This window comes from Vibrio sp. Y176 (genome assembly GCF_033438945.1).
Map to the genome: position 1 here is coordinate 1 of NZ_JAWOQS010000430.1, position 749 is coordinate 749.

Below are 749 nucleotides of genomic sequence, written 5' to 3' on the forward strand. Positions count from 1 at the left end.
TGTTTCCAACGTACTAAAGCCTCAGCGCCATTGATACTGAAATCACGGGCGTTCACTTTGGGTTGATACCAAACTTCAAGACCATTTTGCTGCAGGGCTTTTTGCAGTTCGATTTCAAGCCACAAACGCATACGCGCTTCTTTGTTCATTTGGTCATTGAATTTGATCAGACGGTTTCGTCCGCGATCTTTGGCTTCGTACATCGCGGTATCGGCGTTTTGTAGCAAGATACGAGCATCCTGCCCATCTTCCGGATAGCGGACGCTACCAATTGAGCAGGCAAGACGTTTACTGAAGTGGTGCAGATCAAAAGGTTGGTTTATCAAAGAAATAATGCGATCTGATAACACTTCTGCCATGCGCGAGTTTTCTGGCTCAGGAAGGATGATGCCGAACTCATCACCGCCAAGATGACCGATGATCGCTTGGTTTGGCAGCAGTCGTTTTAAACGCGCAGAAACTTCTTGGATGACTTTGTCACCGATGTGATGACCCAGCGAGTCATTAATGTTCTTAAAGTTATCGATATCGAGGTAAAACACCAATAGCGGTGTTTGGCTTTTGATCAGTTGTTCTAGGCGCTTGGTGAAACCAAATCGGTTATACAGTTTGGTTAAAGAGTCGATATGAGAATCTTCACTGGAGGCTGACGACAAGTGTTTTGGTGTGTCATCCGCATCTTGGATAAGAATAATTTGAGATTCACTGCCTAGAATTGCCGTCGAGTCCGCATGCAATTGGACTTTGCG

At 45.5% G+C, this 749-nt stretch carries 1 protein-coding gene; it reads right to left on the reverse strand.

The features are described from left to right. Window positions 1–749, reverse strand: a 749-nt coding sequence (locus tag R7O13_RS26495) for a diguanylate cyclase domain-containing protein (RefSeq protein WP_318305161.1), incomplete at both ends; no start/stop codon positions are given.